We start from the raw sequence: 13916 nt of genomic DNA, 5'->3' as shown, positions 1-13916 counted from the left end.
AGCTGGCGACTGGCGTCAGCTTCCTTGCGCGTCTTGTGCAGCACCTTGGCGCACGCAGGTCCAGACCGTCCGCGTAGAGACAGCATCCTCCTTTGCAAACCCAGCGTCTCGCAACACCCGCTTGCAGGCCCGCATCCCTGGAACGCCATAGACCTCTGGATGAAACTCAAGGATCACAGCGCGAAACGGGCTGAGGTCCATGTGTTGCAACAAGTCCAGCTCTCCACCTTCGATATCCATCACAAGAACCGTCGGCTTCAACGCCTCACAGACCTGCGCCAGGTCTTCGGTCGGCACTTCGACTACGCGTGACGGCCTTTCTGACGGGTTCAAAAGCGAGGAGCCCAAATAGCTGCTGCGCAAATGAAACGGCATAGTGGCAGGTCGTTCAGGCCCGCTGACCAACACCGCATTGCGCACCGAAATCCGCTCCTGCAAACCGTTCATCTCATAAAGCTGCTGAATGACAGGGATCAGCTCCGGATTGGCCTCAAAGGACGCAACTTTCTGTGGCTTTGCGATATTGGCGATGATGGCACCGACCAGTCCGATCCCGGCCCCGATCTCCAACACCCTGTCATCAGGTCGCACGACATGCAGTGCCCCGGTGATTTCCTGCCCCTCGTATCGCCCTGCATTGATGCGCCGGATCCGCGTGTCGCTGAGGAACCGGCTCGCGGGCACATTCACCCCGTGGCAACTGGCAGCAACCTCGGATGAGCCGTCGGCGGTTTCAGCGACAGGGCCATCATCAAGGGGTGTCTCATTGTTGGTCATGCCTTGCCTTTCGCCCTCGCCCCAATCCACCAGCGGAACCAAACCGCACTGGATCGCACTATCATTGATGACAGCTGTGCCGCTTTACAAGGACCGGCGCAAGGGGCCGCATCGCAAGGATAAACCTGTCACCAAGACAGCACGTCACATCCGACCCAAGACAGTTGGCTTGCCGAACTCAGATGAAATGCACGTAAAAATCTCGCAGGGCTTCCCCTTCGAGATCACGGGTTTTACGCACCTCTTTGCGCTTCATATAGACGTGGTTGGCCACCAGTTCGGCTCCGACCGCTTCTGCCAGCACAGCGTCTGCCTCAAGATCCGCAACCGCGCCCTTCAGGTCGATAGCGGTGCCCTCTCTGGCATCGGTGCGGTCAAAACCGTCGCCTGTTTCCATCGGTGGCAGTGCATAGCCGTTTTGCACGCCGAGCCGCGAGGCCTGCAACACTGCGGCGACGGTCGTGTATGGGTTGGAGGACGCATCCGCCATTCGGTGCTCCAGCCGCGCCTTTGCCCCGCCTTCAGAGCTGATCCGGGTCGTGACGTTGCGATGATCACCACCCCAATTCTGCCAATACCCCGATAGCGAGCCAGGCTGTAGCCGCATGTAACTGTTCGACGTTGGCGCGATCAGCCCGGCAAGCCCCTTATGATGGTGCAAAAGCCCAGCAAGACACCCGCGAGCCAGGTCATTCATATGCTCCGGCCCTCCCCTTGCCCCGGATGAGACGGCATTGCCGCCTGTTTCATCCACGAAGGAAAAATTCACGTGCATGCCAGAGCCACCGCCCTCGGGAACTGGCTTGGGCATGAAGGTCAGGACAATGCCATATTCGAGCGCGATCTCTCGCGCCATCAACCGAAACAGAACGATGTCATCAACGGCCTTCACCGCGTCATCAAACGTCAGCGTGTATTCGAACTGGGGGCTGTCAAATTCCGCCGTGATCATATCCAGCGCAAAGCCCATCTCGTCAGCCATCGCCCAGATACGATCGTTAAAGCGCAGCGGATCTGCAAAGGGGCCAGTGCCATAGACAACCCCGCCGGGCGCATCATAGGGCTGCAGTCGACCTGCTTCATCCCCCTGCATGGCATAGGCTTCCAGCTCGATGCCCACCTTGGGCGTCAAGCCCAGCGCCTGCCAATCAGCAACCGCACGCTTCAGCGCGCCCCGCGGACAAAGCGGCAAGGGGTGTCCTGCGTCGTCGTAAAGGTCGCCTAAAACGATCTTGGTATCCTGATGCCAACTGTCTCGGATATCATCATGCCGCCAGCGCAGCTCCATATCCGGCAGACCCTGCTTGACCATTGCGCCGGGCGCATCAAGCAGATCCTTGTCGTAATGTGTCCCAAACACAGACCTGCAAAACCGGGTACTGTCATCGCCAATCTTGCCCTCGGGGAGGTATTTGCCTCGCATGATACTCAGATGATCGCAAAACAACGCGCGCAGACGGGGCTTCATGAGGTTTTCCTTCCTGTTGAAAGGGCGTTGGCATCTTTGGCGTGCGGATGGCCCCTGTCTTGATACGATTTGGCCGCAGCGGTTGCGGCTGCCGTGACTGTGATCCTACGCAGCCTCGATGCGGACCGGCAATTCTTTGATGCCGCCCACAAAGTTGGATCGCAAAAATCTGTGGGGGCCGGCTGGCTCGATATGGCGAATGCGTTTGGCGAGCTCTTGAAACAGTACGGTCACTTCCAGCCGTGCCAACCACATTCCCAGGCAAACATGCGGACCAAACTGCCCAAATGACAGATGTCGGTTCGGGCTGCGCATCAGATCAACCTGAAACGGATCGTCAAAATAGCTGTCGTCGCGGTTGGCGGAGGCAAACCAATACAACACCTTGTCACCGGCGCGGATGGTTTTGCCGTGCATTTCAACGTCGCGGGTGGCAGTGCGGCGGAAATAGAGCGCAGGCGTCGCCCATCGGATGATCTCATCCGCTGCCGTCTCCCAGACCGCGCCCCCGCGCTGCATCTGCGCCAGCAACTCCGGCTGGTGGCACAGAGCCTGGATGCCTGCGGCAATCGAATACCGCGTGGTGTCATTTCCCGCCGCAACCAACAGGCAAAAGAAATTGCGAAACTCTGTCTCTGTAATGACAGAGCCATCGCGAGCAGGTTGCAAAATCATATTGAGTACGCCTGAGGTATCCCCTGCCTTCTCTTTTGCCTCCATCAACTCCTTGGCATAGACATAGAGCTCCGCTCCGGCTGGCGAATTGAAGGGCATCATCCGGAAAGCGTCAGTATCCATCTTGTCCAGAACGTGGGAGGTGAAATCAGGGTCTGTATTGGCAATAAGCGCATCACCCTTTTCGACCAACCAAGGCAAATCATCATCCGGCAGACCTACCACCCGGCCAAGCATCCGCATCGGAAGCTGGCGGGCAATGTCCTTGGTCGCATCAAAACTGCCCTTGGCGAGCGCCTGGTCCAGTATTTCGGCACAAAGGGTGCGGAAGTCCTCCTCGTATTGCGCCATCGTGGTCTTGGAAAACGCTTTCAGCAACTTCATGCGAACCTGGGAATGTTCTGGCGGATCCGTTTCCTGGAAGGTACGGCGGGCCAGATATTCCTCGTAGGTCTGATCCTCCATCCGGATCCCGCGCGCAGAAGAAAACACCTCTGTGTTCTTGTTCATCTTGGTGATGTCATCATAGCGCGTGACGGACCAGAAATTCGCCCCGCCCTCATATTCAGTCCAGTGCAGCGGATCCTCGCGGCGCAGTCGCGAAAAGGTGTTGTGGGGGGCTCCATCTGCAAAGGCGTCATGACTGCTCAGATCTGCGTAGCCATCGTCCAATGGTGTCCAGACAGTCATTTGCACTTCTCCCTCTCGGTTCATTTGTATATTATTGGCGCCCATAAATATGTAAACAAAAATCACACGGGGTCCGCAAATGCATCTGGCAATCCTGATGACCAACACAGATCACAGTGACTTTGCCGCCGCCCATCCGCGAGATGGCGAGAAGTTCACGCAGCTTATCCGCATGGTCCGCCCGGACTGGGCTTGCAGCGTGATCGATATTCAAGCGGGTCAACTGCCCGGCGACCTCGCAGACTTTGACGGTGCGATGATCACCGGCAGCCCCTCTTCCGTGCACGACCCTCTGCCGTGGATTGCCCCATTCCTGGGCCTTATTCGCCAACTGAACAGCGCCAAGTTCCCATTGTTCGGGGCCTGTTTCGGCCATCAGGCCATTGCGCTCGCGCTGGGAGGGGAGGTCTCGGCTTCACCACAGGGCTGGGTGCAGGGTCTCAGCCTCAATGAACAGCGATCCAAAACCGCCTGGACAGTGGATCTGCCGACGCCATTGAGGCTCTATGCCTCTCACAAGGAATATGTGAGCCGACTGCCCGATGAAGCGACAGAACTGACCCGTTGCAACGGACTCATCAGTGGATTTGCAATCGGCAATCACGTCTACACCACGCAACACCATCCAGAGATGTCACACCACTTCATCACCGCGCTGACAGAGTTGATGGCACCAACGCTAGGCCCGACCGCCTACACCAAGGCAATGAACAGCCTGCGGGAACGCGCAGATCAACATGCCTTTGCCGAAAGTGTTGCGCAGTTCTTTGAACAGGCCGCGCAGTAGCGTCAGACCGTTTCCAGTGCGGCCAGCAGATCCATCACGGTGACCTGGTCGAAATGTACATGCCGGGTCATCGCCCGTTCGGCACCATCGCGATCATGATCAAAGATGAGCTGCGCGATTTCGCGATGCTCCCTTGCGGACTGTCCAATAACACCAGGGTATCGGTACCGCGCCCGGTAGTAGGCCATCAGCTTTCGCGCGTTGGTTTTGATCATCTCAACCAGAAACGGATTGCCGGAGCCTTCCGCGACGCAGGCGTGAAATCGCAGGTTCAGCTGATAATACCCAGCCGGGTCGCTGTCGCCTTTCTCTGCGGCGTGCCTCTCACAGGCCAACACCGCATTTTCCAGCTCACGTGCCTGTGCGGGCGCAAGCCGTCTTGCGGCAAGGCCGGCCGCCTGCCCCTCAAGTCGCGCATGAACCTCAAGGATGGCGAGGAATTCTTCGAGGGTGGGTTTGAACAAGACCGCGCCTTTGCGGGGAAGCCGCCGGATGAGGCCAATCGCCTCCAATTGGAGGAAGGCTTCCCTCACGGGGGTGCGCGAAACGCCATGCCGCTCGACCAGCTCGCTTTCCTCCAATTGGGCGCCAGGCACCAATCGACCGGATTCGATATCTGCGAGGACGGCATTCAAAACCTGATCCGTCTGTCCTGCCATCATCGCCCCCAACTCACCGCAGCGCCAATTTAGGCGGGGGACGACGCCGTGGCAATCCGATCCTCTGCGCCCCAAAACGCCAACGGCACATAAAGGGGGGCGCTGCCCCCGCCCTGGCGGGCTCCCCCAGAGTATTTCGGGAAGGTGAAAGGCCGGGCTGACCTATTTGGGCACCGGACCGCGATATTTCTCTGTCAGGGCCGGGGCAAGTTCATCAGCCTCATAGACACCCAGCAAAATCCCCTTGCGCCCAGACGTCCCGCGGCGCGCCTTGATCTGTGCGTCAGACAATGTGATCCGCTGCGACATCCTGAGCCCCCATTCCAAGAGACGGTCATACATCATGTCGATGACCTCCTGATGGTCATCAGCCTTTGCCAGGTCGACCAGTTCATCCGGGTCGTTTTCCATGTCAAACAGCATCGGCCTGAGCCCGCCCTCGGCGTGCATGAACTTCCAGCGTTTGTCCGTGACCATGAACAACCGTGCGTCCTTTGGCTCCAGCCCCAGTTTCTCGCAGAGCGGCATGGTGGAATAGTCGAACTCGGCAATCGCATAATCCCGCCAGTCCGGGGTCTCGCCGCGCAGGAAGGGCATCAGCGAGCGCCCCTCCAGAATATGCGACGCGGGCTCACCGCCTGCGGCCTCCAGGAAGGTCGGCAAGAGGTCGATTGCCTCAACCAGTTCATCACAAGTGGTGCCGCGGGTGGTGTCGGCCTCTGCGCGCGGATCATAGATGATCAGCGGCACCTTGATCGAAGGTTCGTGGAACAGGTTCTTTTCGCCCAACCAGTGATCGCCCAGATAGTCGCCGTGGTCCGAGGTCACCACAATCATCGTGTCCTGCATCCGGCCTGTTTCTTCCAGCCAGTTGAACAGCCGCCCCATCTGATCGTCGGCCTGTTTGATCAGCCCCATATAGGCGGGGATCACCTTTGCCCGCACCTCATCACGGCTGAAGGTCTTGCCGATCTGATTGTTCATCATTCCATTGAAAACCGGATGAGCATCCTCGCGTTCCGCATCCGAGCGCACCACCGGCAACACGTGCTCTGCCCCGTACATGTCGTGGTATGGCGCAGGCACGATATAGGGCCAGTGCGGCTTGATATAGCTGAGGTGCGCGCACCACGGACCCTCTGCCTGCTCGATAAATTCCATTGCCTGCGTGGTCAGCCACGGCGTTTCGCTGTCTTCCTCGGCGATATTGGCAGGTTTGTCCGCATTGACCATGAACCAGCCAGAGGCGATGTCATTCCCGTCTATCCCGGCATTGGCAAAGTCGTTCCAAGGGTTCTCGCCCGGATAGCCCTTGTCCTTGAGGTATTCGTTATAGGGGCTGCGCTTGCTGTCGTAGAAGCCGTCCGGCCCTTCTGCCCACAATCCGTCATCGCGGATCCAGGGGTCGAACCCGCATTCCGACTGGCGCACGCCGATCACACTGTCCGGTGCCAGCCCCAGCCGCTGCATCCCCTCGGCATCCGCAACCATATGTGTCTTGCCAATCAGGTGACAGCCCATGCCTGCCTTGCGCAGATGGTCCCCCATCGTCCACTCGCCCACCCGCAAGGGATAACTGTTGAACTGCACCCCGTGACTGGAAGGATAGCGCCCGGTGTAGCTCGACATCCGGGAGGATCCGCAGGTGGGGGATTGAACATAAGCGCGGGTGAAACGCATGCCCCTGGCCGCCAGCGCATCGATATGTGGCGTCTGCAGATGCGGGTGACTTGCACAGCTGAGGTAATCAAAACGCAGCTGGTCAAACATGATGTAGAGAATATTCATTCCGCTCCCCCTCCCCTTCTGGGTGCAATGCCGATTGCACGCCGCTTGCCACGGATAGTCAACATGTAAAGTACCGAGCGGACCACTAATGCGTTACACAAATAGATGGATGTGCATTTTTCGGTTACGTATCTCTTGCCTCGAATCAGCCACAGGAGTATCACCGACTATATGGTCGGCTTATCCGCCGCCGTGACAGGAGACGCGAACACCCATGGATGCTTTCATCTGCGATGCCACCCGCACCCCGATCGGCCGCTACGGCGGCGCGCTGAGCCAGGTGCGTACCGATGATCTTGCCGCCCTCCCGATTGCGGCACTCGCCGCGCGCAACCCGGGCGTGGACTGGGGCGCCCTTGACGACGTCATCTTTGGCGATGCAAACCAGGCCGGTGAAAGCAACCGCAACGTGGCCCGCATGGCCGCCCTGCTGGCGGGCCTGCCCACCTCTGTGCCTGGCACCACCATCAACCGGCTCTGCGCCTCAGGCATGGATGCGGTCGGCATGGCGTCGCGTGGGATCAAGGCAGGCGATTACGACATGGCCATCGCAGGCGGCGTCGAAAGCATGAGCCGCGCGCCTTTTGTGATGCCCAAAGCCACATCCGCCTTCACCCGCGCCAATGCGGTCTATGACACCACCATCGGCTGGCGCTTCGTGAACAAGAAGATGCAGGAAATGTACGGCACCGACTCGATGCCGCAGACCGCAGACAACGTGGCCGAGGACTATGGCGTTTCCCGCGAAGATCAGGACGCATTCGCCGCCCGCAGCCAGGCCCGCTGGGCCGCCGCGCATGAGGCTGGCATTTTCAAGGACGAAATCACCCCGGTCACCATCCCTCAGCGCAAGGGCGATGACATCGTGGTGGACACCGACGAACACCCCCGCCCCGGCACCTCGGCGGAGAAGCTGTCAGGCCTCAAGGGCGTAAACGGCCCGGACAAGTCCGTGACCGCTGGCAATGCCTCTGGCGTCAATGACGGTGCCGCAGCGATCCTGATGGCAAATGAAGCCGCGGCTGCAAAGAACGGCCTGAAACCGATGGCCCGCATCGTCGGCATGGCCGCCGCAGGTGTCGAGCCGCGCATCATGGGCATCGGCCCGGTGCCTGCCACCCGCAAAGTGCTGGCCCGTACCGGCCTGACCATCGACCAGATGGACGTGATCGAGCTGAATGAGGCCTTTGCCTCCCAAGGTCTTGCCACCCTGCGCGAACTTGGCGTCGCGGATGATGCGCCCCATGTTAATCCCAACGGCGGTGCAATTGCACTGGGCCACCCGCTCGGCATGTCCGGGGCGCGGCTGGTGCTGACCGCCGCCTACCAATTGCAGCGCACCGGCGGGCGGTATGCCCTTTGCACCATGTGCGTCGGCGTTGGACAGGGCACCGCCCTGATCCTCGAACGCGTGTAACGAACTCTAGGGAGGTCCCAGACATGTATGCTCAGATGATCAAATCCGAGGCGACCCAGGACGATCCGGAAAAGCTGGCGGCCTTCCAGGCGCGCATCGACGCGGGCGAGAAGATTGAGCCCAAGGACTGGATGCCCGAAGGCTACCGCAAAACGCTGATCCGCCAAATCGGCCAGCACGCGCATTCCGAAATCGTCGGCCAGCTGCCCGAGGGCAACTGGATCACCCGCGCGCCCACGCTGGAGCGCAAGGCGATCCTCTTGGCCAAGGTGCAGGATGAGGCGGGTCACGGCCTCTACCTCTACTGCGCGGCGGAAACGCTGGGCGTCTCCCGTGACGAGATCACCGAGATGCTGCTGGATGGCCGCATGAAATATTCGTCGATCTTCAATTACCCGACGCTGAACTGGGCCGACATCGGCGCGGTCGGCTGGCTGGTGGATGGTGCTGCGATCATGAACCAGGTGCCGCTGCAACGGACCTCCTTCGGTCCCTACTCTCGCGCGATGATCCGCATCTGCAAGGAAGAGAGCTTCCATCAGCGTCAGGGCTATGACGCGATCCGCAAGATGGCGGAGGGCACCCCGGAGCAGAAGAAGATGGCGCAGGATGCACTGAACCGCCTCTGGTATCCGTCGCTGATGATGTTCGGCCCCTCCGACAAGGACTCTGTCCATTCCGCGCAGTCGATGGCCTGGAAGATCAAGATGAACACCAACGACGAGCTGCGTCAGAAATTCGTCGACCAGACCGTGCCGCAGGCCGAATATCTGGGCCTTACGATCCCCGACCCGGACCTGAAATGGAACGAGGAACGCGGCCACTACGACTACACCGACCCGGACTGGAGCGAGTTCTTTGAAGTGATCAAGGGCAACGGCCCCTGCAACGTGGACCGCCTCGCTGCCCGCAACAAAGCCTGGGACGACGGCGCCTGGGTCCGCGACGGCCTCTTGGCCCACGCCAAGAAGAAAGCCACGCGCCAGCACGCCGCCGAATAACCCCAAGCATTCCGGCGCCCTGCCCTAGCTACGGCGCCCCCTCAGCCAGGAGGATTTGAGACATGAAAAACGAATGGCCCCTCTGGGAAATCTTCATCCGCGGCCAACACGGCATGAGCCACCGCCACGTCGGATCCCTGCACGCGCCGGACGCCGAGATGGCGATCAAGAACGCCCGCGACGTCTATACCCGCCGCAACGAAGGCGTGTCGATCTGGGTGGTTGAGGCGAACCACATCTCCGCCTCCTCGCCCAGCGACAAAGGTCCGCTTTATGAGCCGTCGGAAAGCAAGGTTTACCGCCACCCGACCTTCTTCGACATCCCCGAAGAAGTGGGGGCGATGTAATGGCGACCCCTGTTAACAAGGAAGACGCGTTTAGCCAGTTCCTGCTGCGGATGGGGGACAATACCCTGATCCTCGGCCACCGGGTCAGCGAATGGTGCGGCCACGCGCCAGTGCTGGAAGAGGACATCGCGCTGGCCAACACCGCGCTGGACCTGATCGGCCAGACCCAGATGTGGCTTGGCCTCGCGGCTGAGGTGCAGGGCGAAGGCAAGTCCGCCGACGACCTCGCCTTCCTGCGCGACGCCTGGGATTTCCGCAATGTGCTGCTGTGCGAGGTGCCGAACGGCGACTTCGGCCGCACCCTGATGCGCCAGTTCCTGTTCGACGCCTGGCATTCGATCCAGCTGGGCCGCCTGATGAAATCCTCGGACGAACGGGTCGCCGCGATTGCCGAAAAGGCCTCGAAAGAGGTTGCCTACCACCTGGAGCGCTCCGCCGACACCGTGGTGGGACTGGGCGACGGCACCGAGGAAAGCCACCGCCGCATGCAAGAGGCGCTGGACTATCTCTGGCCCTATGTGGGCGAGATGTTCCAGTCCGACGAGGCCGACGCCGAAATGGTGAAGGCGGGTATCGCCCCCGACCCGGCGTCCCTGCGCGAAGAGTACGACGTGCTGGTGTCCCGCATCCTGGGCGACGCCACGCTGATCATTCCGGACAGCAGCTTTGCCCACAAAGGCGGGCGCACCGGCGCGATGCACACTGAGCACTTGGGACACCTGCTGACCCAGATGCAATGGCTGCAGCGCGCCTATCCCGGCGCCAAGTGGTAAGGCCACGGCCAAAAAACTGAGGGCACCCCCGGCTTCAGGCGGGGGGTGAGGCCCGCTTCCGCGAAGGAGGTCGGGCGGAAGAGCCAATGAGGGTAACCGCATGAGCCAAGCGATAGCTCAGCCAAACATCGACCAGATCTGGGAGTGGCTCGACGCCGTGCCCGACCCGGAAATCCCGGTGATCTCTCTGGTGGACCTTGGCATCATCCGCGATGTGGCTTGGGAGGGCGAGACTTTGGTGGTCACCGTCACCCCGACCTATTCCGGCTGCCCGGCCACCTCTGTCATCGCTATGGATATTGAGACCGCCCTGCGCGACCACGGCATCACTGATCTGCGGCTCAAAACGCAGATTTCGCCGGCCTGGACTACCGATTGGCTGTCGGAAAAAGGCCGCACCAAGCTGGAGGAATACGGCATCGCCCCGCCCCAGCCCGCGGGTGGCCCGGAAAAATGCCCGCACTGCGGCAGCACACGTGTCACCAAGGTCAGCCAGTTCGGCTCGACCCCCTGCAAGGCCCACTGGCGCTGCCAGGACTGCCTCGAACCCTTTGATTATTTCAAGTGCATCTGAGGAGACCCTGATGGCGCGCTTTCACGACCTAGAAGTCACCGACGTCCGCAAAACCATCCGCGATGCGGTGGTTGTTACCCTGAAGCCCGTGAACGGCGCGGCTGAGGAATTCGATTTCACCCAAGGCCAGTACCTGACCTTCCGCCGCGACTTCGACGGCGAGGAGCTGCGCCGCAGCTACTCGATCTGTGCAGGCCGTGACGAAGGCATCCTGCAGGTCGGCATCAAGCGCGTTGACGGCGGCGCATTCTCGACCTGGGCTAACACCGAGCTGAAGGCGGGCGACACCCTGCAAGCGATGCCGCCGATGGGAACCTTCTTTACTGCACTCGAGGCAGGGGCCGAGAAAAACTATCTGGGCTTTGCCGGCGGTTCTGGCATCACCCCTGTGCTGTCGATCCTCAAGACCACGCTGGACGCGGAACCCAACTCGTCCTTCACGCTGGTCTATGCCAACAAGGGCGTGAACACGATCATGTTCCGCGAGGAGCTGGAAGATCTGAAAAACCTCTACATGGGCCGCTTCAACGTGATCCATATTCTGGAGTCGGACGCCCAGGAAATCGACCTGTTCACCGGTCTGGTGACCGAAGAGAAATGCGCCCAGCTGTTTCAGCACTGGATCGACATCCAGTCCGTCGATACCGCCTTCATCTGCGGCCCAGAGCCGATGATGCTGGGCATCGCCGCCGCACTGCGCACTGCTGGTCTGAGCGATAGCCAGATCAAATTCGAACTCTTCGCCTCTGCCCAACCGGGCCGCGCTAAACGCAAGGCCACAGCCACTGGAACAGGGGCAAGTGCCAACCAGACAAAGGCGGCGATTACGCTGGACGGTGCAACCCAGACCGTTGAGATGGGCAAGGACATGACCCTGCTGGACGCTGCGCTGGAAAACGCAATGGACGCGCCATACGCCTGTAAGGCCGGCGTCTGCTCCACCTGTCGCTGCAAGGTGCTGGAGGGCGAGGTCGAAATGGTCGCCAATCACGCATTGGAAGACTACGAGGTCGAAAAGGGCTACGTTCTGTCCTGTCAGGCCTACCCGGTCAGCGACAAGGTTGTTGTCGACTACGATCAATAAGGGTCAGAACGCCAAAGAGTGGTTTTAGCAAAAGGGATATTGGACGATGGCAGACGAGATGAGCATTGAAAGCTACCTGGCCGCCGGAGGGGTTCTGAGCAATCCGACCAATGTCCCACCACGCTATCGCGCCGAGCTCCTGAAATTGATGGCAACATTTGTTGACAGCGCGCTTGCCGGTGCTGCGGGATTTGTCGACATCATCAACGAAGGACCGGGCATTAAATCCCGCATGGCCGCTGCGCGCATTGTTCTGGAAAAGACGTCCAATGCAGATCGTGTCCTGCAGGTGATGGCCGATTTTGGCGCTGATACAGAGCGCTATGTCGATCATCACCCTTGGACCGCGCGCCTGCCCCGTGAAGCAGCGGTCGACACCGCAAGATCAAAGCACGACATGCGGCTGGCAGTTTTCAACTATCCGATCGAGGGCTGGGCCGATGCGGTTGTCATGAACCTTTTGATGGGACGTGCGGTTGCAATTCAGTTGGCCGAACTGTCGATGGTGTCCTATCAGCCCCTCGCCGAAGCCTTCCGCGCCATCGCCCCGATTGAGGCAGATCATGTCCGCTTGGCAAACGAGGGGCTCGCACGGCTGGTGCAGGAGGGCGGCACAGAGATGCTGCAGGAATCGATATCCTACTGGTGGCCGCGAGTTGCGATGAGCTTCGGCAGTGAGAGCTCCGAGAAATTGGACATGCTCACCGGTTTTGGCCTGCGCCACCGCAGCAATGGCGATCTGCGCGCCCGCTGGATCAGCGAGACCCGCGCAGCCCTGCGAGAGTTGGGTCTGGATGCCCCCGAAGCAGGATAAAGGAAACGCCTCATCGGGGCTTATCACGTCTGTACAGGGAGCGTGAAAAGGTCTGGACCTCTGACCCATTGCTACCTAGGCTCTGGCCAACCGATACCTTTTTCTTACCTTCGACGAGGCCCGACATGGCGATCAGCAGCACCATCCGCACCTACTTCAACGGCAGCTGGCATGAAGGTGATGTTGCGATCATGAAGGCGGCAGATCACGCCTCCTGGCTCGGCTCCTCCGTGTTTGATGGCGCACGTCTGTTCGATGGGGTCACCCCGGATCTGGATCTGCATTGTGCCCGCGCCAACGCGTCTGCCCGTGCGTTGATGATGGAACCCACCGTCAACACCCAGGACATGGTGGACATCGCCAAGGAAGGCCTGGCGCAGTTTGGCGCAGGTGCCGCTGTTTACATCCGCCCGATGTACTGGGCAGCCGATGGGGATGCCACCACGATTGCCCCCGACCCCGAATCTACCCGATTTGCTCTGTGCCTCGAAGAAATCCCGATGGCGGCCCCAACAGCAGCCGCGACACTGACCCGCACATCGTTCCGGCGACCGGTTCTGGAAAATGCCGTGGTCAACGCCAAGGCCGGCTGTCTTTATCCCAACAACGCCCGCATGCTGCGCGAAGCTCGGGCGAAAGGCTTCAGCAACGCAATGGCGCTGGATGCCATGGGCAACGTTGCCGAAACCGCGACGGCCAATATCTTTATGGTGCGTGATGGCGAGGTGTTCACACCCATCGCCAATGGCACCTTCCTTGCTGGGATTACCCGTGCACGCCACATCGCCAACCTGCGTGCTGACGGCGTTACCGTGCATGAAACCGTACTGGGTTACGCAGATTTCGAGGCCGCAGATGAGGTCTTTATGTCCGGCAACATGAGCAAGGTCACCCCGGTCACCGCGTTCGATGATCGTCAATACCAGATCGGGCCCGTGACCCGGCGGGTGCGCGAGCTGTATTGGGACTGGGCAACCAGCGAAGGCGCGGCGTAAACAGCTGACATTTCACCGGGCTTGCAGGTCTATTGCGCCTCGCAGTCGCTTGCGCCATGATCCGTTC

14 protein-coding genes are annotated in these 13916 nt (G+C 60.3%); 9 read left to right on the top strand and 5 right to left on the bottom strand.

Annotated features, from left to right (window positions below; translation table 11 throughout):
• Positions 1–15: 15 nt before the first annotated feature.
• The 3 genes from NIT7645_RS12225 to NIT7645_RS12215 form a co-directional block, all read right to left on the bottom strand.
• The gene (locus NIT7645_RS12225; RefSeq protein WP_008562878.1) at positions 16–777 is read right to left on the bottom strand and encodes an FkbM family methyltransferase; all 762 of its coding nucleotides are present in this window, start codon (positions 775–777) and stop codon (positions 16–18) included.
• Between the two features lie 178 nt (positions 778–955).
• Positions 956–2245 (bottom strand): type I glutamate--ammonia ligase, encoded by a 1290-nt coding sequence (locus NIT7645_RS12220; RefSeq protein WP_008559096.1) that lies wholly within the window; start codon positions 2243–2245, stop codon positions 956–958.
• A 105-nt stretch (positions 2246–2350) separates the two neighbouring features.
• Positions 2351–3610, bottom strand: coding sequence for a cytochrome P450 (locus NIT7645_RS12215; protein ID WP_050687195.1), 1260 nt, complete (start codon positions 3608–3610; stop codon positions 2351–2353).
• A 97-nt stretch (positions 3611–3707) separates the two neighbouring features.
• Here NIT7645_RS12215 and NIT7645_RS12210 point away from each other — a divergent pair, with 97 nt between their 5' ends.
• On the top strand, positions 3708–4397 hold the full coding sequence (locus NIT7645_RS12210; RefSeq protein WP_254044640.1) for a type 1 glutamine amidotransferase: 690 nt from the start codon (positions 3708–3710) through the stop codon (positions 4395–4397).
• Positions 4398–4399: 2 nt separating this feature from the next.
• Here the strand turns inward: NIT7645_RS12210 and NIT7645_RS12205 are convergent, their stop codons facing one another.
• Positions 4400–5056: a GntR family transcriptional regulator gene (locus tag NIT7645_RS12205; RefSeq protein ID WP_037302971.1), complete on the bottom strand. Its 657-nt coding sequence runs from the start codon at positions 5054–5056 to the stop codon at positions 4400–4402.
• A 162-nt stretch (positions 5057–5218) separates the two neighbouring features.
• Positions 5219–6844 (bottom strand): sulfatase-like hydrolase/transferase, encoded by a 1626-nt coding sequence (locus NIT7645_RS12200; RefSeq protein WP_008563177.1) that lies wholly within the window; start codon positions 6842–6844, stop codon positions 5219–5221.
• A 214-nt stretch (positions 6845–7058) separates the two neighbouring features.
• On the opposite strand from NIT7645_RS12200, the gene pcaF reads away from it, so the two are divergent.
• The 8 genes from pcaF to NIT7645_RS12160 all read left to right on the top strand — a co-directional run bounded on the left by pcaF (position 7059) and on the right by NIT7645_RS12160 (position 13849).
• A complete protein-coding gene (gene pcaF / locus NIT7645_RS12195; protein ID WP_008562580.1) occupies positions 7059–8261 on the top strand; it encodes a 3-oxoadipyl-CoA thiolase in 1203 nt (400 codons plus the stop codon).
• A 23-nt stretch (positions 8262–8284) separates the two neighbouring features.
• Positions 8285–9262, top strand: a complete 978-nt coding sequence (paaA, locus tag NIT7645_RS12190; protein WP_008561917.1) for a 1,2-phenylacetyl-CoA epoxidase subunit PaaA — start codon at positions 8285–8287, stop codon at positions 9260–9262.
• Between the two features lie 62 nt (positions 9263–9324).
• Positions 9325–9609 carry a 1,2-phenylacetyl-CoA epoxidase subunit PaaB gene (paaB, locus tag NIT7645_RS12185; RefSeq protein ID WP_008562338.1) on the top strand — a complete coding sequence of 95 codons (285 nt, stop codon included), beginning with the start codon at positions 9325–9327 and terminating at the stop codon, positions 9607–9609.
• On the top strand, positions 9609–10382 hold the full coding sequence (paaC, locus tag NIT7645_RS12180) for a 1,2-phenylacetyl-CoA epoxidase subunit PaaC (RefSeq protein WP_008561448.1): 774 nt from the start codon (positions 9609–9611) through the stop codon (positions 10380–10382). The genes paaB and paaC overlap by 1 nt, the downstream gene beginning before the upstream one ends.
• A 100-nt stretch (positions 10383–10482) precedes the next feature.
• Positions 10483–10956 (top strand): 1,2-phenylacetyl-CoA epoxidase subunit PaaD, encoded by a 474-nt coding sequence (paaD, locus tag NIT7645_RS12175; RefSeq protein WP_008559564.1) that lies wholly within the window; start codon positions 10483–10485, stop codon positions 10954–10956.
• A gap of 10 nt (positions 10957–10966) precedes the next feature.
• Complete coding sequence (locus tag NIT7645_RS12170) at positions 10967–12040, top strand: 2Fe-2S iron-sulfur cluster-binding protein (protein ID WP_008561780.1); 1074 nt, start codon at positions 10967–10969, stop codon at positions 12038–12040.
• 46 nt (positions 12041–12086) lie between these two features.
• Entirely contained in the window at positions 12087–12854 is a 768-nt protein-coding gene (locus tag NIT7645_RS12165) for a Phenylacetic acid catabolic protein (protein ID WP_008559344.1), read from the top strand.
• A 125-nt stretch (positions 12855–12979) separates the two neighbouring features.
• Complete coding sequence (locus NIT7645_RS12160) at positions 12980–13849, top strand: branched-chain amino acid aminotransferase (RefSeq protein WP_008562600.1); 870 nt, start codon at positions 12980–12982, stop codon at positions 13847–13849.
• Positions 13850–13916 lie beyond the last annotated feature (67 nt).

This window comes from Phaeobacter italicus, assembly GCF_001258055.1.
Classification (GTDB): Bacteria; Pseudomonadota; Alphaproteobacteria; order Rhodobacterales; family Rhodobacteraceae; genus Phaeobacter; species Phaeobacter italicus.
The sequence above is the reverse complement of the archived record's forward strand: the minus strand, read 5'-3'. Positions and strand labels throughout refer to the sequence as shown.